Source organism: Actinomyces sp. S6-Spd3 (genome assembly GCF_000758755.1).
Taxonomy (GTDB): domain Bacteria; phylum Actinomycetota; class Actinomycetes; order Actinomycetales; family Actinomycetaceae; genus Pauljensenia.
In genome coordinates this window covers 1-997 of the sequence record NZ_JRMV01000218.1, presented here as the reverse complement: position 1 = coordinate 997, position 997 = coordinate 1, and the positions used below count along the sequence as shown (strand labels likewise).

Genomic DNA, 997 nt, shown 5'->3' with positions numbered 1-997 from the left:
CTTGCGATTAAAGAGGGGGAGGCTTTACTGACTAGGCAGCACACTAGTCTTACCGATGTGCAGGCTCCGCAGGGCTGGGAGATTCATGAGGGCAGAGCCGGTTCCCTCGGGGTCTGGTTAGAGCGTCTATTGGGCGAGATCGACAATATCGTGGTGCTTGGGCCGCCAGCATTGGTGAGCGCCGTGGACTGCAGGATCGACGCATTGGGGGAGTAATGGCTAATCCAAACAAAGACACGCTCATATTTACGATCCTTGCCTGGTTACAAGAGGTCGGTGGCGCAGAGGTAAGTGAAATTGCGGCTCGCTTTGGAGTGAGCGAAAGTTCAGTCCGCGCTGCGGTAGTGACCCTGGGAGAGGCCTGGTTTGGCGATGGAGCGCCGGATCAAGACCTCGGCTTGGATTGGTTTATGTTTGAAGAGAACAACTACGTCACTTTCCAAGACATGAACCGGGTGAGTGAAAAAATTGGGCTGTCCGATGATGAAACAATTGGTTTGGTAACCGGCCTCATTTTCTTGTCTTATTTGCTTCCCGTGGACATGCGAGAGACTGCGTTTAGTGCAGCGCTTAAGCTTTTGGCCCCGCGCGGCCTTAAACTGGACTTTTCTAAGCTTGTTTCGTTTGAGGACGAGCAGGTTGCGCAGCATCGTCAGGTGGTCCAGTTCGCGATTGGGCAAAACACTTCAGTGCAGTTTAAGTATGTGAGCAACGCTAATCATGTTAGTGAGCGCAGTGTTTACCCGCTGGGTTTGCGCCAGGCTGGGCCTCACTGGATTGTGGAAGCTATCGATTTAGATAAGGGAGAAAAGCGGGCGTTTCGCTTAGACCGGATGGAAAACATTCGGACGGGCACGAAGGTAGCTCCTGCAGATGCGGGCGGGCAGGATCGGGGTAAGAAGGTTTGGATGTTCATCGAGCCGCGGGGCAAGTCTGCTGTAGAGGCGAATGCGACGATTAAGCGTTACAACCGGTTGATGCGCGCAGTGTTCGAAGT

The 997-nt window shown here is 53.6% G+C and carries 2 protein-coding genes; both read left to right on the top strand.

The genetic code is table 11. The features are described from left to right. Positions 1-216 (top strand): hypothetical protein (locus tag HMPREF1627_RS10715; protein WP_034500628.1); only part of this gene is annotated, 216 nt, incomplete at its 5' end. Further along, positions 216-997, top strand: a 782-nt coding sequence (locus HMPREF1627_RS01835; RefSeq protein ID WP_034500626.1) for a helix-turn-helix transcriptional regulator, incomplete at its 3' end; no start/stop codon positions are given. The genes HMPREF1627_RS10715 and HMPREF1627_RS01835, both read left to right, overlap by 1 nt.